Source organism: Stutzerimonas azotifigens (assembly GCF_013522725.1).
GTDB classification, from domain to species: domain Bacteria; phylum Pseudomonadota; class Gammaproteobacteria; order Pseudomonadales; family Pseudomonadaceae; genus Stutzerimonas; species Stutzerimonas azotifigens_A.
The window spans coordinates 458,304-482,607 of sequence record NZ_JAAMRF010000002.1 but is presented as its reverse complement, the minus strand read 5'-3'; the positions used below and the strand labels follow the sequence as shown (position 1 = coordinate 482,607).

The 24,304-nt window shown below is 61.8% G+C and carries 22 protein-coding genes; 5 read left to right on the top strand and 17 right to left on the bottom strand.

The window, feature by feature from the left end:
- Positions 1-40 precede the first annotated feature (40 nt).
- The 4 genes from lpxK to G7026_RS05210 all read right to left on the bottom strand — a co-directional run bounded on the left by lpxK (position 41) and on the right by G7026_RS05210 (position 4,399).
- On the bottom strand, positions 41-1,045 hold the full coding sequence (lpxK, locus tag G7026_RS05225) for a tetraacyldisaccharide 4'-kinase (RefSeq protein WP_181069696.1): 1,005 nt from the start codon (positions 1,043-1,045) through the stop codon (positions 41-43).
- The gene (locus G7026_RS05220) at positions 1,045-1,473 is read right to left on the bottom strand and encodes an ExbD/TolR family protein (RefSeq protein ID WP_181069695.1); all 429 of its coding nucleotides are present in this window, start codon (positions 1,471-1,473) and stop codon (positions 1,045-1,047) included. Before G7026_RS05220 ends, lpxK begins: the two co-directional genes overlap by 1 nt.
- Positions 1,470-2,102, bottom strand: coding sequence for a MotA/TolQ/ExbB proton channel family protein (locus G7026_RS05215; RefSeq protein ID WP_181069694.1), 633 nt, complete (start codon positions 2,100-2,102; stop codon positions 1,470-1,472). The genes G7026_RS05220 and G7026_RS05215 overlap by 4 nt, the downstream gene beginning before the upstream one ends.
- Positions 2,103-2,173: 71 nt before the next feature.
- Positions 2,174-4,399 (bottom strand): DNA internalization-related competence protein ComEC/Rec2, encoded by a 2,226-nt coding sequence (locus G7026_RS05210; protein WP_181069693.1) that lies wholly within the window; start codon positions 4,397-4,399, stop codon positions 2,174-2,176.
- Positions 4,400-4,608: 209 nt separating this feature from the next.
- Here G7026_RS05210 and G7026_RS05205 point away from each other — a divergent pair, with 209 nt between their 5' ends.
- Positions 4,609-5,136 (top strand): DUF2062 domain-containing protein, encoded by a 528-nt coding sequence (locus G7026_RS05205; protein WP_181069692.1) that lies wholly within the window; start codon positions 4,609-4,611, stop codon positions 5,134-5,136.
- Between the two features lie 17 nt (positions 5,137-5,153).
- Here the strand turns inward: G7026_RS05205 and G7026_RS05200 are convergent, their stop codons facing one another.
- From G7026_RS05200 to G7026_RS05190, 3 genes are read right to left on the bottom strand one after another with little or no spacing between them, the layout of a single operon-like run.
- Positions 5,154-6,398, bottom strand: a complete 1,245-nt coding sequence (locus G7026_RS05200) for a lipoprotein-releasing ABC transporter permease subunit (protein ID WP_181069691.1) — start codon at positions 6,396-6,398, stop codon at positions 5,154-5,156.
- Positions 6,398-7,081, bottom strand: a complete 684-nt coding sequence (lolD, locus tag G7026_RS05195; protein ID WP_181069690.1) for a lipoprotein-releasing ABC transporter ATP-binding protein LolD — start codon at positions 7,079-7,081, stop codon at positions 6,398-6,400. Before lolD ends, G7026_RS05200 begins: the two co-directional genes overlap by 1 nt.
- 6 nt (positions 7,082-7,087) lie before the next feature.
- Positions 7,088-8,335, bottom strand: coding sequence for a lipoprotein-releasing ABC transporter permease subunit (locus G7026_RS05190; protein WP_181069689.1), 1,248 nt, complete (start codon positions 8,333-8,335; stop codon positions 7,088-7,090).
- 96 nt (positions 8,336-8,431) lie between these two features.
- Between G7026_RS05190 and G7026_RS05185 the strand changes: the two genes are divergently transcribed.
- Genes G7026_RS05185 through G7026_RS05175 form a run of 3 tightly spaced genes read left to right on the top strand, consistent with a single transcriptional unit; the run spans position 8,432 to position 10,033 of the window.
- A complete protein-coding gene (locus G7026_RS05185; protein ID WP_181069688.1) occupies positions 8,432-9,013 on the top strand; it encodes a PilZ domain-containing protein in 582 nt (193 codons plus the stop codon).
- Position 9,014: 1 nt separating this feature from the next.
- Positions 9,015-9,320, top strand: coding sequence for a phosphodiesterase (locus G7026_RS05180; protein ID WP_181069687.1), 306 nt, complete (start codon positions 9,015-9,017; stop codon positions 9,318-9,320).
- Positions 9,317-10,033: a glycerophosphodiester phosphodiesterase gene (locus tag G7026_RS05175; RefSeq protein ID WP_181069686.1), complete on the top strand. Its 717-nt coding sequence runs from the start codon at positions 9,317-9,319 to the stop codon at positions 10,031-10,033. Before G7026_RS05180 ends, G7026_RS05175 begins: the two co-directional genes overlap by 4 nt.
- 134 nt (positions 10,034-10,167) lie before the next feature.
- Here G7026_RS05175 and sthA read toward each other — a convergent pair whose 3' ends face one another.
- The 10 genes from sthA to G7026_RS05125 all read right to left on the bottom strand — a co-directional run bounded on the left by sthA (position 10,168) and on the right by G7026_RS05125 (position 20,597).
- Positions 10,168-11,562 (bottom strand): Si-specific NAD(P)(+) transhydrogenase, encoded by a 1,395-nt coding sequence (sthA, locus tag G7026_RS05170; protein ID WP_181069685.1) that lies wholly within the window; start codon positions 11,560-11,562, stop codon positions 10,168-10,170.
- A 158-nt stretch (positions 11,563-11,720) separates the two neighbouring features.
- Complete coding sequence (nqrM, locus tag G7026_RS05165; RefSeq protein ID WP_181069684.1) at positions 11,721-11,951, bottom strand: (Na+)-NQR maturation NqrM; 231 nt, start codon at positions 11,949-11,951, stop codon at positions 11,721-11,723.
- Positions 11,948-12,973, bottom strand: coding sequence for an FAD:protein FMN transferase (locus G7026_RS05160; RefSeq protein ID WP_181069683.1), 1,026 nt, complete (start codon positions 12,971-12,973; stop codon positions 11,948-11,950). The genes nqrM and G7026_RS05160 overlap by 4 nt, the downstream gene beginning before the upstream one ends.
- Before the next feature lies 1 nt (position 12,974).
- Entirely contained in the window at positions 12,975-14,198 is a 1,224-nt protein-coding gene (nqrF, locus tag G7026_RS05155; protein ID WP_181069682.1) for an NADH:ubiquinone reductase (Na(+)-transporting) subunit F, read from the bottom strand.
- Between the two features lie 14 nt (positions 14,199-14,212).
- Positions 14,213-14,821, bottom strand: a complete 609-nt coding sequence (nqrE, locus tag G7026_RS05150) for an NADH:ubiquinone reductase (Na(+)-transporting) subunit E (RefSeq protein WP_138407231.1) — start codon at positions 14,819-14,821, stop codon at positions 14,213-14,215.
- Positions 14,821-15,489, bottom strand: coding sequence for an NADH:ubiquinone reductase (Na(+)-transporting) subunit D (locus G7026_RS05145; protein ID WP_181069681.1), 669 nt, complete (start codon positions 15,487-15,489; stop codon positions 14,821-14,823). The genes nqrE and G7026_RS05145 overlap by 1 nt, the downstream gene beginning before the upstream one ends.
- A gap of 3 nt (positions 15,490-15,492) precedes the next feature.
- Entirely contained in the window at positions 15,493-16,281 is a 789-nt protein-coding gene (locus G7026_RS05140; protein WP_181069680.1) for a Na(+)-translocating NADH-quinone reductase subunit C, read from the bottom strand.
- Positions 16,274-17,485, bottom strand: coding sequence for an NADH:ubiquinone reductase (Na(+)-transporting) subunit B (locus tag G7026_RS05135; protein WP_181069679.1), 1,212 nt, complete (start codon positions 17,483-17,485; stop codon positions 16,274-16,276). Before G7026_RS05135 ends, G7026_RS05140 begins: the two co-directional genes overlap by 8 nt.
- Before the next feature lie 3 nt (positions 17,486-17,488).
- Entirely contained in the window at positions 17,489-18,826 is a 1,338-nt protein-coding gene (locus tag G7026_RS05130; protein WP_181069678.1) for a Na(+)-translocating NADH-quinone reductase subunit A, read from the bottom strand.
- Positions 18,827-19,148: 322 nt separating this feature from the next.
- The gene (locus G7026_RS05125; RefSeq protein WP_181069677.1) at positions 19,149-20,597 is read right to left on the bottom strand and encodes a glyceraldehyde-3-phosphate dehydrogenase; all 1,449 of its coding nucleotides are present in this window, start codon (positions 20,595-20,597) and stop codon (positions 19,149-19,151) included.
- 159 nt (positions 20,598-20,756) lie between these two features.
- Here G7026_RS05125 and mfd point away from each other — a divergent pair, with 159 nt between their 5' ends.
- Entirely contained in the window at positions 20,757-24,197 is a 3,441-nt protein-coding gene (gene mfd, locus G7026_RS05120; protein WP_181069676.1) for a transcription-repair coupling factor, read from the top strand.
- Positions 24,198-24,304: the final 107 nt, after the last annotated feature.

Genomic DNA, 24,304 nt, shown 5'->3' with positions numbered 1-24,304 from the left:
GTCCTTGATACGCAGCCGACTGCGCAGGCAGATCGGACCGCTATGAATGAGTGGGCAACATGCGAGCCAGCTGGGCGTCGAACCAGGCGACAAAGGCATCCGACGGGGAAGCCTGCACCTTGAGGTAGAACCAGCCAGGCGGTGCGAAGGCCCTGCATTTCACCGCGTCCTTCTCGGTCATCACCACAGGCAGGTCGGGGCTGAAAGCCAGCTGCTCCGGCGTGAACGCGGCGTGATCGGCGAAGGGATGTGCGATCGCGCGCCAGTGTAGCGCCTCGAGCGTGGTGAAGAAACGTTGCGGATTGCCGATCCCGGCCACGGCATGCACCGACTGGCCAGCCGGAAAATGGTCAAGAGGAAAGACTTGATTGCTGCACAGCTCCACCAGCGCCAACGGCTGCAGCCTGAACGAAAAACCATCTGCCGAGTCCGCCGCCGCACCGTTGTACAGCACGGCATCGACCTCGCCGAGCCGCTCGATCGGCTCGCGCAACGGGCCTGCCGGTAGGCAGCGACGATTGCCCAGCCCTCGCGTAGCGTCGACCAGCACCAACTCGAGATCCCGAGCGAGTCGGTAGTGCTGCAATCCATCGTCGCTGAGCACCAGATCCAGTGGCTCGCTTTCCAACAATGCCTGCACGGCTGTAGCACGCTGTGGATCGATCATCAGCGGCACGCCCGTACGCTCTACGATCAGCAGCGGCTCGTCACCCGCCTCGGCGGCCGACTGCCCCCCCTCGACCCTCCAGGGGTGGTTGGGCGGATTCGCACCGTAACCGCGGCTGACAACCCCCACTCGCAACCCGCGGGCGCGGCAATGCTCGATGAGCCAGAGAATGAGTGGCGTCTTGCCAGTCCCGCCGACCGTAATGTTGCCCACCACGATCAGCGGAACCGATGGTCGATAGATATCCCCCTCGCCATCGAGAAAGCGCTGGCGGCGTCGGGTGACCACACCGCGGTACAGCGCCTCCAGCGGCTTCAGCAGCGCCAGCGCCGGATGCCCCTGATACCAGGCCTGCTGCAAGCGATCGGCAAGAGACATCAGGGGGTCGCCTGGGCCTCGACGGTGGTGATGCGCAGATGCGCGATCCCCAGCTTGCCGGCGGCATCCATGGCGGTAATGACCGCCTGGTGAGGCGTCCTGCCGTCAGCGCTGATGACCATCGGCAGGCTGTTGTCGCCACCGGACTCCTTGTTCAGCGCAGCCATCAGGGTCGCCAGGTCGCTTTTGAGCAAGGCACGCCCGTTGAGCGAGTAGTTGCCTTCGGTATCGATCACGACCTCAAGCTGCTTGACATCGGTCTCCTGAGGCGGGGTACCGCTGGCGGCCTCGGGCAGGTCGACCTTCAGTTGCGTTTCACGGGTGAAGGTGGTCGTGACGACGAAGAACAGTAGCAGGATGAACACCACATCGATCAGCGGCGCCAGGCCGATCTCGACGTTCTCCCGGGGTTTACGCCGAAATTTCACGCCTTGCCCTCGCCCAGGTCGACGTCGCGATCGCCCTGCACCACTTCCACCAGCTTGATGGCCTCCTGCTCCATGCCGATGACCAGCTCCTCCACCCGCCGCTGCAGATAGCGATGGAAGAACAGCGCAGGAATGCCAACCATCAAACCGGCCGCCGTGGTGATCAGCGCCTTTGCGATACCGCCGGCCAGCAACGGCGCGTTGGCCATTCCTGAGCCCATGAAGGAACTGAAAATCTCGATCATGCCCAGCACCGTGCCCAGCAGACCCAGCAGCGGTGCGATGCCAGCGATGGTACCGAGGGCGTTGAGGTAGCGATCGAGGTCATGGACGACACGAGCGGCGGCCTCCTCGATGCATTCCTTCATGATCTCACGGCCATGCTTGGAGTTCGCCAGACCGGCCGCGAGGATCTCACCCAGCGGCGAATCGGCGCGCAGCTCCCTCAGCTTCTGGTTGCTGAGCTTCTTTTCCTTGATCCACTTCCATACCTGCCCTAGCAGATGCGGTGGTGTAACCCGGCTAGGACGCAGCGTCCAAAGGCGCTCGGCGATGATGCCGGCGGCGGCGATGGAACACAGAATGATCGGCAGCATGATCCAGCCGCCCGCTTTCACCAACTCCCACACGAGATGAATCCCCCTCCGAAAAGTGGCGCCACTCTAGCATAGGGTCGGGGAACCGCCGTTGGCCGCCGTTCTCATTTTTCCCTCCAGAACCTGCGCTCGGCGCGCAGCCCCTCGGCACCCGACCAGTCGCCAAGCTCAAACCTCACCGCGCCCATTTTCGCCGTATCCAGGAGGGAAACACCAATGGCGTCGAAGCGCTGGACGACGCTGGGATGAGGATGCCCGAAGTTGTTGTGCAACCCGCGCGAAAGCAGTGCGGCCTGCGGTGCTACGGCTTCGACGAAGGCTGGCGATGACGAGCTGCGGCTGCCGTGATGCGGAACCAGCAGCCAGCGAGCCTGCACATCGAAACCACTGCGCAGCAAAGCGCGCTCGGCGGCCACATCGATGTCACCCGTCAACAGCAGCCGCTCGCCATTGGCCTCGACCAACAGCACGCAGGACGCCTGGTTACCGTTGCGAGCCCCCGCCCACAGCCAGGTCGTGAACCGGACGCCATCCCACTCCCAGTGCTCGCCTGCCGTACACTGCTCGGACTTCAGCGTGCGGGGCAGACGTTGTGGCTCGCCGCTCAGAACCCGAGCGACGGGCACCATACGTCTCACCGCAAGTGCTCCGCCAGCATGATCACTGTCGGCATGACTGAGCAACATCGTATCCAGATGCTGGATGCCGAGCTTACGCAACGAGGCACCCACGACACGCTCCCCCAGATCGAAATCGCCGAAACGGGGACCGGCATCGTAGAGCAACGCATGCCCACGGGTTCTTATCAGCAGCGCATTGCCCTGCCCTACGTCGAACATCCAGACCTGCGCCCTGCCCTCAGCCGGGCTCTGCGGGGAGGGATAAAATAGCGGCAACAGCAATACCAGACCCAATGGGCGCAACGGCACCCCCGTCGGCAGCAACGACACGAGCGTTCCAAGCGCGACCAGTATCCAGCCCCAGAGCGGTATGGCCGGCAGCAGCCAGGCCGGCTGCAAAGTCGAAACCCAGCCGAGAAAGGTGAAAAGCAGCGATAACAGGCCGCCTGCAAGCCACAACAGACCTTCGCCTATCCAGGGCAGCGGTAACAACAAAGAACCGAGCAGCGCCGTAGGCACCACCAGCAGCGAAACGCCTGGCACGGCGATCAGGTTAGCCAGGGGCGCAGTCAGGCTCACCGGCAAACCCAGCGCCATCATCAAGGGCACCAGCCCTAACGCCATGCTCCACTGAGCCCTGAGCAGGGTTTGCCATCCGCTCCAGGCGCCGAGTCGGCCACGAAACACCCATGCCAGCAGCGCGACCGCGCCGAATGACAACCACAGGCCGGGCTGAAGAACCGCTAGCGGCTCGAGCACCAGCACGACGAGGAAGGCACACAACAGCGGCATCCAGACGCCCAATTGCCGGTATCGCAACCTCCAGAGCAACACCGCCGCGACCATCAGACAGGCCCGACGTACCGGAACATCGAATCCGGCTAGCCAGGCGTAGCCCAGTGCGCCGCCCAGCGCGAGCCCGCACGCCCATGGCAACCAGGGCAGTCGCCGTGGCCAGAGCCCGAACCTCGAGAGCAGTGCAACCGCGCCATACAACAACCCGGCCAGCATGCCGACATGCTGGCCGGATATGACCATCAGATGGACGGTGCCGGTGTCCTGCAGGACGCGCCAGTCGCCAGCAGTGAGGCCCGATGAATCGCCAACCACCAGCGCTGCAAGAGCCCCTTCTCGCCCGAACGCATCGACGCACATCAACCGGCTGCGCAGCGCATCGCGAACGGAACGTACACCCTGCGCGGCCTGCAATCGGTGTCCGGCCTTGATGGTTCCGGTGGCGCCGATGCGACGCGCGAGGAGCCAGGCTTCGTAATCGAACGACTGCGGATTAATCAGTCCGTGGGGACGCTTGAGCGTTGCCGCTACCCGCCAGCGCTCTCCGGCCTGAATCGACGGACCGCCATACCAGGCGAGCCGGAGGCGCGAGGGCAGCCCGGCGTGACGCGAGTCGATCTGCTCGAGTTCGAATCGCACCACGCGCGACTCGACTGCCGGCAACCCGACCACCGTGCCTTCGAGCCAGAAGGTGCGGCCATCCAGCGATGCCGGCAGGCGATCATTCATCGCCCAGTGCGCGTTGAGGCAGGCCCAACCGAACCCGATACAGAGGAGCCCGAGCAGGCGCAGCCTTGGCCATGCGAGTAGCAGCCCAGCCGACAATAACGCGATCACACCCCAGAGAGGCGGCAGTGTGGGCAGAAAGCGAAGCAGGACCAGTCCAGCCGCCAGCGCCAACATCCCTGTGCGCATATCGAGACTCCATCCTCAAGAACGGCAACCGCACGCCGTTAAACCAGCACGACACATCGCGCATCCTGCGCTTTGGGTTCCGATGCAGTACCTGCATGGTCGAACCAACCACAACCGCCGTTTCGCATAGACGTATTGTCACAAACGTGGCCAACGTCGCTGCCCGTTTCAAGGCATAATCAACAGGCTTCAGGCTGCCAGAGAATCTCATGCCGCGTCGCTTTTTCAAACGCTATCTGCCGCACCCGGATCGCATCAAGGGAAACAAATCCCTGCGATTTCTGGGCACGCTGATCCACGACCCGAACCTCTGGCATCTGAACCGTCATTCGGTTTCGAGAGCGATGGCCATCGGCCTGTTCTGGGCGATGATTCCGATTCCGATGCAGATGCTCACTGCCGCCGCCTCGGCTGTGCCCGCCCGGGCCAACCTGCCGATGGCCGTCGGGCTGGTATGGCTGACCAATCCGCTGACGATGCCGGCTGTCTTCTATTGCAACTACAAGGTCGGCACCTGGCTGATGGGTACGCCGGCCTTCGACATGCCTGCCGAACTGAGCCTGGCCTGGATCCGCAGGCTGCTGGAGACGCACTGGCAACCCCTTTATCTTGGGTCACTGGTGCTCGGCGTGGTGTTGGCGGTCCTCGGCTACGTGCTTACGCAGGCCTACTGGCGCTGGTGGGTCGGCAACAACTGGCGCAAGCGCCGCGCCGCACGCCAGGCCCGCGGCCACTAAAGGCCGCGGAGCACCAGCTATTCGTAGCGCAGCGCTTCGGCCGGCTGCGTCTGCGCTGCCCGCCAGGCAGGATAGATCGTCGCCAGAAAGCTCATGGTCAACGCCGCAAAGGCGACCAGCGCAACGTCGGCGACCTGCAACTCGGAGGGCAACGTGTTGATGACGTATACCTCCGAACTGAATACGTGCTGCCCGGTCAGGCGCTCCAGCCAGGAGACCAACTCGCTGACGTTGAGCGCAGCCAGCACACCCAGCAGCGTGCCGGCGAAGGTGCCGGTAAAACCAATGATGCTTCCCTGGACCATGAAGATTGCCATGATCTGACGCGGCGTCGCCCCCAGCGTGCGCAGGATGGCAATGTCGGCGCGCTTGTCAGAGACCACCATGATCAGCGTCGCGATGATGTTGAACGCCGCGACCGCGACGATGAGCATCAGCAGCAGACCGATCATGGTCTTTTCCATTTTCATCGCACTGAACAGGCTACCCTGGCTGTGGGTCCAGTCCTCGGCGCGATACTCCGCGCCAAGTTCGGCAGCGATCTGGCTCGAGACCTGAGGCGCCCGGAACAGCTCCGCAAGCTTCAATCGCACCGACTGCACCTGGCCCGGCTCCCAGCGCAGGATGCGCGCGGCATCGGAGCGATGGATCATCGCCATCGTCCCATCGAGATCGGCCCCTACCTTGAACACGCCAACCACGTTCAGGCGCTGCATCCGCGGAGTGATACCACCCGGCGCGGAGCTCACTTCGGGCACGATCAGGGTCAGCTTGTCGCCGAGGGAAAGTCCGAAACGACGCGCCGTCGCCAACCCGATGACCACACCGAACTCATCGGCCTTCAGATTCTCCAGACTACCGGCGACCATTCGCGACGCGGCAATGGAAATCCCGGCCTCGGCCGAAGGTTCGACGCCGCTGACCTGGATAGGCTGCATGTGCCCCTTGTAGGACAGCATCCCCTCGAGCTGAGTGAGCGGCGCCGTGGCGAGCACTTCTGGATGCGACTGCGCCCGCCTGGCCAGCGACTGCCAATCGTCCAGCGGACCCGCTCCGGCGATGGTTGCATGCGGCACCATCCCGAGGATGCGTGAACTCATTTCGCGCTGGAATCCATTCATCACCGAGAGCACCACGATCATCGCCAGCACGCCCAGAACCAGGCCGATCATCGAGGTAAGCGAAATGAACGAGATGTAATGGTTGCGGCGCTTGGCCCGCGTATAGCGGCTGCCGATAAAAAGACTCAGGGGCCGGAACATCAGGCAGCCACCAGACGACCGTCTTCCAGACGCAGCACGTGGTCCATTTGCGCCGCCAGTTGCTGATCGTGCGTCACCACCAGAAAGGCGGTCCGCAGCGACGCGCTCAGCTCTAGCATCAGATCCTGAATGCCTTGCGCGGTGTGGTGGTCCAGGTTGCCGGTGGGCTCATCGAGCAACACCAGGGCCGGCTGGTTCACCAGCGCCCGGGCGATGGCGACGCGCTGGCGTTCGCCACCCGAGAGTTCGGCGGGCTTGTGGGCCAGTCGGTGGCCGAGTCCTACACGCTCCAGCAGCTCGGTGGAGCGACGGCGCGCCTCGGGAATGCCGGTCTTGCCGATCAGCAGCGGCATGCACACGTTTTCCAGCGCGGTGAACTCGGGCAACAGGTGATGGAACTGATAAACGAAACCGAGCGCGCGGTTACGCAGAAGCCCGCGTCCCTTCTCGCTCAGCGCGGAAAGCTCTTCGCCTGCCAGCCAGACACTGCCCTCGCTCGGCGTATCGAGGCCACCCAGGAGATTCAGCAGCGTACTTTTCCCCGAGCCGGAGCTGCCGACGATGGCCACTCGCTGGCCGGGGAACAGCTCGAGTTGCAGATCCGAAAGCACGTTGACCGATTCAGGGCCCTGCTCGTAGCGCTTGCCCAGGTTGCGGCAACTCAGAACGGCTTTTTCATGCATAACTGCTCACTCATAACGTAGCGCCTCTGCCGGCTGGGTTCGTGCGGCGCGCCAGGCGGGGTAAAGGGTCGCGAGAAAACTCAGGACGAGCGCTGCACCGCAGACCAGCACTACGTCCTCGGCCATCAGCCGCGAAGGCAAATAATCGATGAAGTACACGTCGGCACTGAGAAACTTGTGCCCGAGCACGCGCTCGAGGGCAGAGATCCAGCTGCTGATGTTGAGCGCCGCGAGCATTCCCAGCACGGCGCCGATCAGGGTGCCGACCACGCCGATCACGGTGCCCTGGACAATGAAGATGCCCATGATCTGGCGCGGCGTCGCGCCAAGGGTGCGCAGAATGGCAATGTCGCCGCGTTTGTCGGTCACCACCATCACCAGCATCGAGATGATGTTGAACGCCGCCACCGCGACGATCAGCAGAAGGAGCAGACCGATCATGGCCTTTTCCATTCGGATCGCCTGGTACAGGTTGCCATGGGTACGGGTCCAGTCGCGCGAATAGAAGTCCTGCCCGGCCTGCCCCGCCAGTTCCCAGGCGATCCGAGGCGCCTGGAACAGGTCCTCGAAACGCAGCCGCAGCCCCTGCACCTGATCGGGCTTCCAGCGATGCAAGCGAGCCAGATCGGTGATATTGGCCATCGCCACGAAACCATCGATCTCGCCCGCCCCCACATGGAAGATGCCACTGACCGTGAAGCGCTTCATCCGGGGAAACATACCGGCCGGCGTTACCGTCACTTCGGGCGCGACGAAGGTGATCTTGTCGCCAATGCCCACGCCGAGCTTCTGCGCCGCTCGATCACCAATGACGATGGCGAACTCGCCGGGCTGCAACGAATCGAGCGACCCTTGCTGGAAGAAGCGGTCGATGATCGACACGTTGCGCTCGAGGGCTGGATCGACCGCATTGATCAGCACCTTCTGGACGTTGCCCTCGTTGGTCAACAACCCCTGCATCTGGATGAAGGGAGCGATACCGGTGACCTGGGGTTGATCTTGGAGACGCTCGGCAAGCGTTCGCCAATCGTCGATCGGCTGAGCGCTCTCAAGGGTCGCATGGGGCACCATGCCCAGCACGCGGGTACGCATCTCATGGTCGAAACCGTTCATGACCGAGAGCACGAGGATCATCACCAGCACGCCGAGCGCCAGCCCGACCATGGAGGTGAAGGAGATGAAGGAAACGAAGAGGCTGCGGCGCTTGGCGCGTGTATAGCGCGCCCCGATGTAAACGGACAGCGGTCTGAACATAAAGGACGGGTTCGCTGGCGGAAGGAATACGTGCTTCTGACTGACGCGACCGGCGACTGATACACTCAGGCGACCACTGCTGGCCATGGTATCGCCATGTCGACACAAGACAATGAAGAACGCCGCGAATACTACCGCATAGAGGATAGGGTCGCACTGGAAATCGTCCCGCTACCCCGGGACCAGGTAGCTGAAGATGACAATATCGGCCACTCCCCGCCGCTGTTCAATCTGCTCAGCGAACTGCACCGGCTCGACTTCGAAGCGCAGCACCTGCTACGCCAGATCGGCGAGAGCAATCGCACGCTGGTGAACTACCTCAAGGTACAGAACAGGCGCATCGACCTGATCGGCCAGGCACTGGCGCAAGACCTGCTGAAGGATCTAGGCGAATCCAGAGCCGTAGTGCTGTCCGAGGGCGGCCTCAGGTTCGGTCACCCGAAGCCGTTCGAAAAAGGCGAGCGGCTGCTGCTCAAAATGGTATTGATGCCCCAGGCGATGGGCCTCGCGCTGCAGGCACGGGTTCTCTACTGCCAGGCCTGCGAAGACGGGCAATATGAGATCGGAACCGAATTCGAAGCGTTGACTGATGCACAGCGGCAATTGCTGGCTCGGCATATCCTGAAAAAACAGGCGCAACAGAGACGCCTGGCCCGCGAACTTCCTGAAGGGATTTAAGATGCTCCGCCCGCTATCGTTATCGCTAGTCCTCCTGTTTTCGTCAGTCGCCTTTGCCGACACCCTCTACATTCCAGTCGGCGAACAAGGCGCCCCCAGCCTGCCCCTACCGCACCGTGGCGAATCCAAAAGCCGTGTGCTCGAGCGCTTTGGCCTGGCGGACAAGGAACATCCCAGCGTTGGTAAACCACCTATCACGCGCTGGGACTACCGGGAGTTCACGGTCTATTTCGAGAGTGATCGGGTGATAAACAGCGTGATCCATCATCGACCTCGAACCCAGCCTCAGACGGGACAACTGCCGTGACCCTCATCTACGGCCATCGCGGCGCCAAAGGCGAAGCCCCGGAAAATACTCTGGCCAGCTTCCAGAAATGCCTCGAGCACGGCGTGCGCCGCTGCGAACTGGACCTGCACCTCTCGCGCGATGGCGAGCTGATGGTGATCCACGACCCCACCCTCAAGCGCACTACTGGGCGCCGCGGCAAGGTGGTGGAGCACACTGCGGACGAGCTCATCGAATACGATGCCCGATATGCCGGCCCCGCCTGGAAACAGGTCTGCCCAATCCCGCGCCTGGAAGAACTGTTCGAAAAATGCGCATTCGAGCATTGGCAGCTGGAGGTCAAGAGTGCTTCGCGGGCACGCGCCGAGCGTACTGTGCTGGCGATCAAGGCCTTGGCCGAGCGCTATGCGCTGCTGGACAAGATCACCGTCACCTCGAGTTCGCGCGAAGTACTCAAAGCCCTTCAGCGTGCCGCACCAGAGCTCTCGCGCGGCCTGGTGGCCGAATACACCTGGCTCGACCCGCTGAAGGTCGCCAAACAGTACGATTGCGAGCTGCTGGCGCTGAAATGGACCTTGTGCAGCCCCGAGCGTGTCGCCAAGGCGCAGCAGCAAGGCCTTCACGTCTCGGTATGGACGGTCAACGATCCGGCGTTGATGCGCCGATTGGCCGACCAGGGTGTCGACAGTCTGATCACAGACTTCCCTGGGCTTGCCAGCACAACGCTTGGATAGAACCGACCGCCATGGCGCGTGGCTTGCCCACGCGCCGGTTCCTGATCAGAAGCTTTCCCGGTTCGGCCACTGCCAGTCGCGAGAATGCTCGAAGGGGTCGCCCCCACCCGGCTCAGGCCACCGGGCGGAGCCGCTCAAAAAAGCCGGTTCAGACCATCGAACGCAGCGACCCGATAAGCTTCAGCCATCGTCGGGTAGTTGAAGGTAGTGTTGACGAAGTACTTCACGGTATTGGCTTCGCCCGGCTGGTTCATGATCGCCTGACCGATGTGGACGATCTCCGACGCCTGATAACCGAAGCAATGCACACCCAGGACCTGCAACGTCTCGCGGTGAAAAAGGATCTTCAGCATGCCGACCGGCTCGCCGGATATCTGCGCACGCGCCATCCCCTTGAAGAATGCCTTGCCGACTTCGTACGGGACCTTGGCCTGCGTCAGCTCACGCTCGTTCTTGCCGATCGAACTGATCTCAGGAATGGTGTAGATCCCGGTCGGTACGTCGTCGACGAACCGCCAGCTGTCGTTCTGCACGATGCTGCCGGCAGCCGAGCGCCCTTGGTCGTAAGCGGCACTGGCCAGCGCCGGCCAACCGATCACATCACCGGCTGCATAGATGTTGCTGGCCTCGGTCCGGTAGTGCTCGTCGACCTGGACTTGGCCACGACTGTTGACCTTGACCCCGATGTTTTCCAGGCCCAGCTTGTCGGTATTGCCGGTCCGACCGTTGCACCAGAGCAGCGCGTCGGCCTTGATCTTCTTGCCTGACTTCAGGTGCAGGACCACGCCATTGTCCAAGCCCTCGATACGCTCGTACTCCTCGTTGTGGCGAATCAGTACGTTGTTGTTACGCAGGTGATAGCTCAGGGCGTCGGAAATTTCAGCATCGAGGAAGCTGAGCAGCTGGTCGCGGTTGTCGATCAGATCGACCAGTACGCCAAGGCCGCTGAAGATCGAGGCGTATTCGCTGCCGATCACACCGGCTCCGTAGATGATCAAGCGGCGCGGGGTGTGACTCAGTGTCAGGATCGTATCGCTGTCGTAGACACGCGGGTGACTGAAGTCGATATCCGCAGGGCGATAAGGCCGTGAACCGGTAGCGATGATGATCTGAGGCGCAACGAGTTTTTCTACCACGCCGTTGTTGCAGACCACCTCGACGGAGGACTCATCGGCGAAGCTGGCGGTGCCGAAGAAGAGATCGATACGGTTGCGCGCGTAATAGCCGGTCCGCGAGGTGACCTGCTTGGAGATCACCTTCTCCGCGCTTTTCAGCACGTCAGGGAAAGAGAACCAGCGTGGCTCGCCAATCTGGCGAAACAGCGGGTTGGTGTTGTACTGCATGATCTGCCTAACCGAATGGCGCAGGGCTTTGGAGGGGATGGTCCCCAGATGGGTGGAGTTGCCCCCCACTTGCGGTCGACTGTCGACCACTGCCACCTTGCGCCCGGCCTTCGAGGCGTTCATTGCCGCCCCTTCTCCCGCCGGACCCGAGCCCAGAACGACCACATCGTAGTTATAGACAGCCATATTTACTCCTGATAACGCGCCGGCGTGCCCTTGGGGCGCCAGCGCAGTCGACCAATCCGTAGATGAAACGGGGTTGAGGCAGGGCCTCTAGAACGGCGCACTATGCCTGACCGGCGAGGCCGAAAAACAGGGGCGGTGCAGCACCGCCCTGTCATTTTCTATTGCTTGGTAGCGTCGTATGCCAATGCCGCGTTGGGATTGCCCTTACCTTCGGCATTCACTTCTTCGCATTTCTCGCGACTACCACCACAGATCGAACACTCTTTCTCGATACCGAGGTTGGCGATGCCGCCACACGAGCCGGCAATGGGCTTGCGCCCCATGATCACGCCAATGGCCATACCGAACACAACGATCAGCATGACGGAAAAAACCAGAAGCCAGGTCATTGATTACCTCCCGCACCGAACAACTTGTCGAAAGCCTCGGTGCTTTTGGTTACAAACCCTTCTCCTTCACGAATCACAAAGAAAGAAGGAATGGAATTTTCGGTAGCAAAGTCGAAGCCGCGCTCCGGTCCCAGAACCATGAGCAGGGTAGACAACCCATCAGCCAGAAGAGTCGAGCGGTCGGCAACGGTTACAGCGGCGAGCCTATGGGCTATTGGAGCACCGGTACGGGGATCGATGGTATGAGAATATCGTTGCCCGTCGCGCTCGAAATAGTTGCGATAGTCGCCCGATGTCGAAATTCCATACCCGTCCAGCTCGATCACCCGCTGGGCTACACGCTGGTCATCACGCGGCTCCTCGACACCGATACGCCATGCCGAACCGTCCGGCTTGAGCCCTTCGGCCTTGAGCTCCCCAGTGATCTCGACGAGATAGCTGGTCACCCCGAGCGACTTAAGGCGCTCGGAGACGCGATCGACCGAATATCCGGCAGCGATGCTGTTGAATTCCAGCTGCGCCGGCGCATCCTTGCAAAGCTGCTCACCGTCACGCCGAAAATGCCCCAAGCCGGTCAATGCCCTGGCTTCGGCGATAGCCTCGTCGCTCGGCACGCCCTCCCCCTTGGCTCGGGGACCGAAGCCCCAGAGATTCAGCAGCGGCTCCAGGGTGGGATCGAATGCCCCGTCGCCCTGGGCAGATAGCTGGCGACTGACTTCAAGCAGTTCGAATATCGAAGCGGGCATCGACTGGCAACTGCTTGCCGGCATGTCGTTGAACCGCTCGATATCGGAATCGTTTCGATAGGTCGAAAGCTCCTGGTCGATCTGCTCGAGAATCGCCTCTGTCGCCCTCTGCAATTCCGCCTTGTCGGGCACGCCGTGGGACTTCACGTATTTGACGCTATAGGTGCTGCCTTGGGTCGGCCCGGAAAAGCTTTGGATCGTGTCTTGAAATAAACAGCCCGTCAGGGCTGTCGCCAGAGCGACAGCGATGACGGGCCGGATCAGCGCTACCGACATGCTAGCCGCCGAAGTCGTCGAGCAGGATGTTCTCCGGCTCCACACCCAGGTCGGTCAGCATTTTGATCACCGAAGCGTTCATCATCGGCGGACCGCACATATAGAATTCGCAGTCCTCGGGTGCCGGATGATCCTTGAGGTAGTTCTCGTACAGCACGTTATGGATGAAGCCCGTGGGGCCCTGCCAGTTGTCTTCGGGTAGCGGATCGGACAACGCCAGATGCCACTCGAAGTTCTCGTTCTCGGCCTGCAGCTGGTCGTATTCCTCGACATAGAAGGCTTCGCGCATGGAGCGCGCGCCATACCAGAAACTCATCTTGCGCTTGGACTTCAGGCGCTTGAGCTGGTCGAAGATATGCGAGCGCATCGGCGCCATCCCGGCACCGCCGCCGATGAAGACCATCTCGGCATCGGTATCCTTGGCGAAGAACTCACCGAACGGCCCGTATACCGTGACCTTGTCGCCCGGCTTGAGGCTGAACACCCAGGACGACATCTTGCCCGGCGGCAAGTGATCCTTGCCCGGCGGCGGCGATGCGATACGGATGTTGAACTTCACTATGCCGACTTCTTCGGGATAGTTGGCCATGGAATAGGCCCGAATGACCGTCTCGTCGACCTTGGACACGTATTTCCACTGGTCGAACTTGTCCCAGTCGCCGCGATATTCTTCCTGGATATCGAAGTCCTTGTAGCGAACCTCGTGAGGCGGGCACTCCAGCTGCACGTAGCCACCGGCGCGGAAGTTGACGTTCTCGCCCTCGGGCAACCTGAGGGTAAGTTCCTTGATGAAGGTGGCGACGTTGGGGTTGGACTCGACGGTGCACTCCCATTTCTTGACGCCGAACACCTCTTCGGGAACGTCGATCTTCATGTCTGCCTTGACCGGCGTCTGGCACGACAGGCGCCAGCCTTCGCCGGCTTCACGGCGGGTGAAGTGCGACTCTTCGGTGGGAAGCATCTCGCCACCACCGCTCTCGACGATGCACTTGCACTGGGCGCAGGTACCGCCGCCGCCACAGGCGGACGAGAGGAAGATATTGTTGGCCGCCAGGGTCTGCAGCAGCTTGCCGCCAGCCGGTACGGTGATGGTTTTCTCGCCGTTGATTTCGATGCTCACGTCGCCGCTATTAACCAGCTTGGCGCGGGCGGCGAGAATGATCGCCACCAGCAACAGCACGATCACGGTGAACATGCCGATGGCGAGGAAGATTTCGTAACTCATCTGTTCATCCGTCCTTACAGCTGTACGCCAGAGAAAGACATGAAGCCCAGCGACATCAGCCCGATGGTGATGAAGGTGATCCCCAGCCCTTGGAGGCCGGCCGGAACATCGCTGTATTTGAGCTTCTCGCGAATACCGGCCAGCGCGGCGATCGCCAGCGCCCAGGACACACCGGCGCCGACGCCGTAAACGGCGCTCTCAGCCAGGTTGTAGTCCCGCTCGACCATGAACAGCGAACCACCGAGGATGGCGCAGTTCACCGTGATCAGCGGCAGGAACACCCCAAGGGCGTTGTAGAGCGACGGCACGTACTTATCCAGCGTCATTTCAAGGATCTGCACGATGGCCGCGATCACGCCGATGAAGGTCAACAGGCCGAGAAAGCTCAGGTCCGCATCAGGCAGACCGGCCCAGGCCAGCGCGCCCTCCTTCAGGAAGTAGCTGAAGATCAGGTTATTGACCGGCATGGTGATGCCGAGCACCAGAACCACCGCGATGCCGAGCCCGATGGCGGTCTCCACTTTCTTGGAAATCGCGATGAACGTACACATGCCGAGGAAGAACGCCAGCGCCATGTTCTCGACGAACACCGCGCGGACGAACAGGCTAATGTAATGTTCCATCAGTAGGCCTCCTTGTTCGAAACCTGGGGCGCCATCTTGAATGCCGGTTGCTCGAGTTGAGAAGTCTTCCAGCTGCGAATGCCCCAGATGAACAGACCGATCAGGAAGAACGCCGAAGGCGGAAGCAGCAGCATGCCGTTGGGCAGGTACCAGCCCCCGTCGTTCACGACCGGCAGGATGGTGTAGCCCGCAAGCTTGCCCGAGCCGAACAGCTCACGAATGATTCCTAGCGCGATGAGCATGGCGCTGTAGCCCAGACCGTTACCGATCCCGTCGAAGAACGACAGCAGCGGTGGATTCTGCATCGCAAAGGCTTCGGCACGCCCCATCACGATGCAGTTGGTGATGATCAGGCCGACGAATACCGACAGCTGTTTGGACAGGCTGAAGGCATACGCCTTGAGTATCTGATCCACCAGGATCACCAGCGAGGCGATGATGACCATCTGAACGATCATGCGGATGGAGCTCGGGATCTGCCGACGGATCATCGAGACGAACAGGTTGGAGAACCCCGTCACCATGGTCAGACAGACCGACATCACCAGAGCGGTCTTGAGGTTGGAGGTTACCGCCAGCGCGGAACAGATCCCGAGGATCTGCAGGCCGATGGGGTTGTTGTTGAAGACCGGGTTGAACAGGACTTCACGATAGGTTGGAAGCGACATGGATCAAGCCTCCCCTGCACGCAGGTTTCGAATGAAGGGACCGAAGCCATCCTGCCCCAGCCAGAAATGCAGCAAATGGTTGACACCATTGCTGGTTAGCGTTGCCCCGGCCAGCGCATCAACCTGATGTTCGGCGTTCGGACTGCGCGGATCGACACCACCCTTGACGACCTGTACGGCCAGGTCGCCGTTCTGGTCGAAAATGGTCTTGCCGGGCCACTGGCCCGTCCAGCGCGGGTTGTCGACTTCACCTCCCAGGCCGGGCGTCTCGCCGTGCTGGTAGAAGCCCATGCCGACCACGGTATTGAGGTCGCCCTTGAGCGCGATGAAGCCATAGAGCGTCGACCACAGACCGTAGCCGCGAACCGGCAGGATGATGGTATCGAGTTCGCCATCGTTCTCGATCAGATACACCGTGGAGTAACGCTCCAGGCGCTTGATCGAGGCGATGTCCTGCTCGGGCGGGACCGGGCTGGACAGCGATGGATCACGCGCCGCGCGCAGCGGATCGAAGGTTTCCGGATCCTGCGCGTCGCTGTAGGTGCCGGTTTCTAGTTCGACAACACGAGCGGTGATGGTGCTCTGGTACAGCTCCTTGATCTGGTTCGCCGACATGCCAGGCTTGCTCAGGCCAGCGATGGCCAGAATGCTGCGCTGCTTGTCGAGCAGGCGATTTTCCACTTGCGTGGGCTTGAGGGCCACGGCCGCACCGGCCACGAAGACCGAGCAGACCAGGCAGACCAGCAGCGCTACCGTCAGCGTGCGGGCGGTGGATTCTTTCTGACTAGACATTACGTGCCAGCCTCCGCTTGATGTTGGCCTGAATGACGAAATGGTCAATCAGCGGTGCAAACAGGTTGGCAAACAGGATCGCCAGCATCATGCCTTCCGGGAAAGCCGGGTTGACGACGCGGATCAGCACCACCATCACCCCGATGAGGGCGCCGAAGATCCATTTGCCGGTATTGGTCATCGAGGCCGAAACCGGATCGGTGGCCATGAAGATCAGACCGAAGGCGAAACCACCCACGACCAGGTGCCAGTACCACGGCATGCCGAATAGCGGATTGGTCTCCGAGCCGATCAGGTTGAACAGCGAGCTCAACGCGATCATGCCCAGCATGACGCCCGAAACGATGCGCCAGGAGGCGATCTTGGTCGACAGCAGCACGGCGCCACCGATCAGGATCGCCAGCGTGCTGGTCTCGCCGATCGAACCGTGGATGGTGCCCACGAAAGCGTCCATCCAGCTGATGCCGTTGCCGATCACGTTCTCGATGCCGCCTGCGGCCGTGAGGCTGAGAGCGGTGGCGCCGGAGAAACCGTCGACCGCCGTCCAGACCTCGTCACCGGACATCTGCGCCGGGTAAGCGAAGAACAGGAACGCACGGCCGGTCAGGGCCGGGTTCAGGAAGTTCTTGCCGGTACCGCCGAACAGTTCCTTGCCGATCACCACACCGAAGCTGATACCCAGCGCGACCTGCCAGAGCGGAATGGTCGGCGGAAGAATCAACGCGAACAGCACGGAGGTAACGAAGAACCCTTCGTTGACTTCATGCTTGCGTATGGTGGCGAACAGTACTTCCCAGAATCCGCCGACAATGAAGGTCACCGCGTAGACGGGCAGGAAGTAGGCAGCGCCCTGGATGAAGTTATCCCAGAAGCTGTTCGGATCGAAGCCCGCCAGTGCGCCGATCAGTGCGAAACGCCAGCCTTCCTGGGCTTGCAGCAGTTCACCGTTGGCGGCGTAGATCAGGTTGGCCTGGTAGCCGGTGTTCCACATGCCGAAGAACATCGCCGGGAAGGTGCACAGCCAGACGGTGATCATCATCCGCTTGAGGTCGATGCCGTCACGCACGTGCGCCGTGGTCTTGGTCACGCTACCGGGGCGATAGAGAAAGGTGTCCAGCGCCTCGTAGAGGGCGTACCACTTCTCGTGCTTGCCACCTTTTTCAAAGTGGTGCTCGATCTTGTCGAGGAATGCGCGAATGCCCATGACTTAACCCTCCTTCTCGATACGGGTCAGGTTGTCCCGCAGGATCGGGCCGTATTCGTATTTACCGGCACAGACATAGGTGCACAGCGCCAGATCCTCTTCATCGAGCTCGAGGCAACCGAGCTTCTGAGCCAACTCGGTATCGCCGACGATCAAGTACCGCAGCAGTTGCGTCGGCAGAATGTCGAGCGGCATCACTTCTTCGTAATTGCCGACCGGCACCATAGCGCGAGGACTGCCATTGGTCGTGGTGGACAGCGCGAATTTCTTGCTGCCCATCAGCTTGGAGATATAGATGTTGAGAATCGAATGCTTGTCGCCACCGGCACGCAGGTAGTGCAGCATTTCCCGCTCGTTACCCTCGCGCAGGCAGGACACCTGCTGGTGATAGCGACCGAGGAAGGCGAATGCGCCCCGGGCGGTGCGCCCGCCGAGCACGGAGCCGGAAACCACGCGATTGACGCCTGCCTGCAGCTCACCTGCCGTAAGCTCCTCGAGATTGGCACCCAGGCGGGTGCGCAACAAACGGGGTTTCTCGACGACGGGACCGCCCAGCGCCACGACGCGCTCGACCGAAAGACGGCCGGTGGTGAACAGCTTGCCGATCGCGATCACATCCTGATAGCCGATATGCCAGACGCTCTTGGAGGCGCTGACCGGATCGAGGAAGTGAATGTGCGTTCCTGCCAGTCCCGCCGGGTGCGGGCCGGAGAAGACTTCAGTCTTGACGTTGGCCAGCGTTTCACCGGGCAGCGAGGCGTTTTCAGCCTTGCAGAGGAACACGCGAGCCAGTTTTCCGAGGACGCTCAAGCCCGCTTCGAAAGCCTGCGCCTGCTCGCCGATGATCACCGTCGGGTCCGCTGCCAGCGGATGGGTATCGATGGCGGTGACGAATATCGAGTTCGGCGTGGCATCGATCGCCGGCACCTTGCTGAACGGACGCGTCCGCAGCGCGGTCCATAGACCCGACTGCTGGAGATTCTCGCGCACCTGCTCAGCCGTCAGAGCTCCCAGAGCCGACGCCTCGTACTGGGCGAAGGTCAGCTCTTCGTCCCCTTCGAGGTCAATCACCACCGACTGCAGAACCCGCTTCTCGCCTCGGTGGATGGCGCTGACGACACCCGCCCCAGGGGCCGTGAAGTGTACGCCCTCGGTCTTCTTGTCGGAAAAGAGCAACTGCCCCAGCTTGACCCGATCACCGACCTGAACGGCCATGGTCGGTTTCATCCCCGGGTAGTCGAAGCCAATCACGGCGACGCTGCGCACCGGCCTTGCGGCCTCGATGTGCTGCGCCGGCGCTCCCGCTATGGGCAAATCAAGCCCACGTTTTATTTTGATCATCGGTTTGCCTAACCACTGATTTGGAAAACTTTCAGAGCCGGCATTGGCGCAAAGTCGCATTGCGCTATCCCCGTCATTGCAGTAATGACGCGGTTTCTGCGGCGGACTCAGGTAAAAAATCCGCCCGATTATAGAGGTCATGCACCGGAACTGACCACCCAAGGCGATCCATTTTTTCTATTCGACAAATCCCCATAGACCATGGAGCAAGCGCTGCCGCAGACAAGCGGAATTGTCGAAAATGGTCCGACGGCGTCAGGCTTTTTCCATCCATCAGAAACGAAAAACGGGAGCCGAAGCTCCCGTTTTTCGTCAGACGACCTTAGCGCGGGAAGGCGGGCGGATTGACTCCTGCCATTTCTTCCATCACGCGGACCACCTGGCAGCTGTAACCGAACTCATTGTCATACCAGACATAGAGCACCACACGATTGTCGTTGCAGATGGTGGCCTCGGCATCGACCACGCCGGCATAGCGCGAGCCGACGAAATCGGTAGAAACAACTTCCTGTGAACTGACGAAGTCGATCTGCTTCTGCAGATCCGAGTGCATCGCCATCTGGCGCAGGTATTCGTTGATTTCTTCGCGGCTGGTCGGCTTTTCCAGGGACAGGTTGAGAATCGCCATCGACACGTTGGGTGTCGGTACGCGAATCGCATTGCCGGTCAGCTTGCCCTTGAGCACAGGCAGCGCCTTGGCGGCGGCGGTGGCCGCTCCGGTCTCGGTGATCACCATGTTCAGCGGCGCGCTGCGGCCACGACGATCGCCCTTGTGGAAGTTGTCGATCAGGTTCTGGTCGTTGGTATACGAGTGAACGGTCTCGACATGGCCATTGACGATGCCGTACTGGTCGTTGACCGCCTTGAGTACCGGCACGATCGCGTTGGTGGTGCACGAGGCCGCCGAGACGATCTTGTCGTCAGCCGTGATCTCGCCATGGTTGATGCCATGCACGATGTTCTTCAGTGCACCCTTGCCCGGAGCGGTGAGCACCACCCGGTCGACACCCGGGCACTTGAGGTGCTGGCTCAGACCTTCGGCATCACGCCACTTGCCGGTGTTGTCCACCAGCAATGCGTTCTGAATCCCGTACTGGGTGTAATCCACCGACGAAGGATCGTTGGAGTAGATCACCTGGATCAGGTTGCCGTTAGCGGTGAGCGTGTTGTTCTCGGCATCGACGGTGATGGTGCCGTCGAACGGGCCGTGTACCGAGTCGCGACGCAGCAGACTGGCGCGCTTGACCAGATCGTTCTCCGCCCCTTTGCGAACCACGATTGCGCGCAGGCGCAGCCCCTCGCCGCCGCCGGTTTTCTCGATCAGGATACGGGCCAGCAGACGCCCGATACGACCGAAGCCATACAGCACCACGTCGGTGCCTTTCTGCGCGCCACTCGGACGCTTGCCGGCCACTTCGGCGAGTTCTTCGCGAACGAACTGCTCAAGGTTACGACCGTTGCCCTCGGCCTTGAACTTGGCGACAACCTTGCCCAGGTCGACCGAAGCCGCGCCCAGGTTCATGTCGCTCATGGTCTTGAGGATCTGGAAGGTCTCATGTACCGAGAGTTCGGCCTCGTCAGCCTGACGATGGCGCGCGAAACGATGCGCCTTGAGGATGTCGATGACCGAGCGATTGATCAGCCCACGGCCGTAAATCGATGTCACCACGTTGTTGTTGCGATACAGCTGACCAATTAACGGGATCATCGCTTCAGCGAGCGCTTCTCGATCAATCCATTCACCAAGGCACTGGTCGGGCTTCTGGGTCACGGGGCAGTTCCTTCCACATGTAGGGGCTGATAAAAGGGGCTACATTATGACGACGCACCCTAGCGCCGGCAATCTGCAGCGGACGAAACACTGACAGCGAAGCGTGCGGATAGTTACAATCGACCCGGTCCATTTTTAAGACCGGAGTCACGCCCTCTCGTGTCCGTATTGCGCCTTCCGCCCTTGCCTGCCGCCAGCGGCAAGCAACTCTGGGGCAACCTCCCAGGGGCCGCGCTAAGCCTCGCCATTGCCGAAGCCGCCAGCGCCGCCCAACGTTTTACCCTGCTGCTGACCGCCGACAGCCAGAGCGCCGAGCGCCTCGAACAGGAGCTGGGGTTCTTCGCGCCGCAGCTGCCCGTACTGCATTTCCCCGACTGGGAAACCCTGCCCTACGACCTGTTCTCGCCGCACCAGGACATCATTTCGCAGCGCATCGCGGCGCTCTACCAATTGCCGGAGCTCAGTCACGGTGTTTTGGTAGTCCCGATCACCACGGCCCTACACAGACTCGCACCGCGGCGCTTCCTGCTCGGATCGAGCCTGGTGCTGGACGTCGGCCAGACGCTCGACGTCGAGCAGATGCGGCTGCGCCTGGAGGCGTCGGGCTACCGCTGCGTGGATACCGTCTACGAGCATGGCGAGTTCGCCGTGCGCGGCGCGCTGATCGACCTGTATCCAATGGGCAGCGCCCTGCCCTACCGGATCGACCTGTTCGACGACGAGATCGAGACGCTGCGCACTTTCGATCCGGAAAACCAGCGCTCGATCGACAAGGTGGAGTCCATCCGCCTGCTGCCGGCGCGCGAGTTCCCGCTGAAGAAAGAGTCGGTCACCGGTTTTCGCGCACGGTTTCGCGAGCGTTTCGACGTGGATTTCCGCCGCTGCCCGATCTATCAGGACCTTTCCACCGGTATCACGCCAGCGGGCATCGAGTACTACCTGCCGCTGTTCTTCGACGAGACGGACACACTGTTCGACTATCTGCCCGAAGATACTCAGGTGTTCTCGCTGCCGGGCATCGAGCAGGCCGCCGAGCAGTTCTGGAACGATGTGCGCAATCGCTATGAGGAACGCCGAGTCGATCCGGAACGCCCGCTGTTGCCGCCCGCCGATCTGTTCCTTCCCGTCGAGGATTGTTTTGCCCTGCTCAAGCGCTGGCCACGCGTGGTCGCTAGTCGCGACGACGTGGAAACCGGTATCGGCCGCGAGCGCTTCCCCGCCAAGGCGCTGCCGGAGCTGGCGATAGAAGCCAAGGCCAGCGAGCCACTGGGCGCGTTGCGCCGCTTTCTCGATGAGTTCCCCGGCCGCGTCCTGTTTACCGCCGAGTCGGCCGGCCGTCGCGAGGTGCTGCTAGAACTGCTCGCCAGGCTCAAGCTGCGCCCTCAGACGCTGGAAGGCTGGCCGGAGTTCATCGACAGTGACGAGCGTCTGGCGATCGCCATCGCCCCGCTCGACGAGGGACTTCTGCTCGAGCAACCCGGACTGGCACTGATCGCCGAAAGCCCGCTGTTCGGCCAGCGCGTGATGCAACGCCGTCGCCGCGAGAAGGGCCGCGATGCTGGCGAGAACGTCATCAAGAACCTCACCGAACTGCGCGAAGGCGCACCGGTGGTGCATATCGATCACGGTGTCGGCCGCTACCAGGGCCTGGTCACCATCGAGGTCGAAGGCCAGGCCGCTGAATTTCTCATGCTTGCCTACGCCGACGAGGCCAAGCTCTACGTGCCGGTTTCAAGCCTGCACCTGATCGCCCGCTACACCGGCAGTGACGATGCGCTGGCGCCGCTGCACCGACTTGGTTCCGAGACTTGGCAGAAGGCCAAGCGCAAGGCGGCCGAGCAGGTGCGCGACGTGGCAGCCGAACTGCTCGATATCTATGCCCGACGCGCCGCGCGCGAGGGCTACGCCTTCAAGGATCCGCAGGCCGATTACGCCACTTTCAGCGCCGGCTTCCCGTTCGAGGAAACCCCCGACCAGCAGTCCGCGATCGAAGCCGTACGCGAGGACATGCTGGCCGCCAAGCCGATGGACCGTCTGGTCTGCGGCGACGTGGGCTTCGGCAAGACAGAAGTGGCCATGCGCGCCGCGTTCATCGCCGTACATGGCGGCAAACAGGTCGCCGTGCTGGTGCCGACCACACTGCTCGCCCAGCAGCATTACAACAGCTTCCGCGACCGCTTCGCCGACTGGCCCGTGCGGGTCGAGGTGATGAGCCGTTTCAAGTCCGCCAAGGACGTGCAAGCCGCCATCGCGGAGCTGGCCGAAGGCAAGGTGGACATCCTCATCGGCACCCACAAGCTGCTGCAGGGCGACGTCCAGTTCAAGAACCTTGGCCTGGTCATCATCGACGAAGAGCACCGTTTTGGCGTGCGCCAGAAAGAGCAGCTCAAGGCACTGCGCAGCGAGGTGGACATTCTGACCCTCACCGCCACGCCGATTCCACGCACGCTGAACATGGCGGTGGCCGGCATGCGCGACCTGTCGATTATCGCCACCCCGCCGGCGCGCCGACTGTCGGTGCGCACCTTCGTCATGGAGCAGGCCAACACCGTGATCAAGGAGGCCCTGCTGCGCGAGCTGCTGCGTGGCGGCCAGGTCTACTACCTGCACAACGAAGTGAAGACCATCGAGAAATGCGCCGCGGACCTTGCAGCGCTGGTGCCCGAAGCGCGCATTGCCGTCGGACATGGTCAGATGCATGAGCGCGAGCTGGAACAGGTGATGGGCGACTTCTACCACAAGCGCTTCAACGTGCTTGTCGCCTCGACCATCATCGAGACCGGAATCGACGTGCCCAACGCCAACACCATCATCATCGAACGCGCGGACAAGTTCGGCCTGGCCCAGCTGCATCAGTTGCGCGGACGGGTCGGCCGAAGCCATCACCAGGCCTACGCCTATCTGCTGACGCCGCCGCGCAAGGCGATGACGCCGGATGCGGAAAAGCGGCTGGAAGCCATCGCCAACGCTCAGGATCTGGGCGCCGGCTTCGTGCTGGCCACCCACGACCTGGAAATCCGCGGCGCCGGTGAGCTGCTTGGCGAAGGCCAGAGCGGGCAGATCCAGGCAGTGGGCTTCACGCTCTACATGGAAATGCTCGAGCGCGCCGTCAAGTCGATACGCAAGGGCGAGGAACCCAACCTCGACCAGCCGCTGGGCGGCGGACCGGAGATCAACCTCAGGCTGCCGGCGCTGATCCCCGAGGATTACCTGCCGGACGTTCATGCGCGGCTGATTCTCTACAAGCGCATCGCCTCGGCCGCCGATGAAGACGGCTTGAAGGAACTACAGGTGGAAATGATCGACCGCTTCGGTCTGCTGCCGGAACCGACCAAGAACCTGGTGCGTCTGACCTTGCTCAAGCTGCAAGCCGAAACGCTTGGCATCACCAAGATCGATGCCGGTCCGCAAGGCGGACGTATCGAGTTCGCCGCCGACACCCGGGTCGATCCGCTGGTGCTGATCAAGCTGATCCAGAGTCAGCCCAACCGTTACAAGTTCGAAGGCGCTACCGTGTTCAAATTCCAGGTTCCCATGGAACGCCCAGAAGAGCGCTTCAATACCCTCGAGGCGCTGATGGAACGCCTGGCACCCACCTGATTAGGAACCGCATGCCTCGATTGCCGATACAGCCGCCGCGCCGCTTCCCACTTTTGTCCGACGGCGAGCCCGGTCCCGACCGGGCTCGCCGGACTTATCCCGGCGGG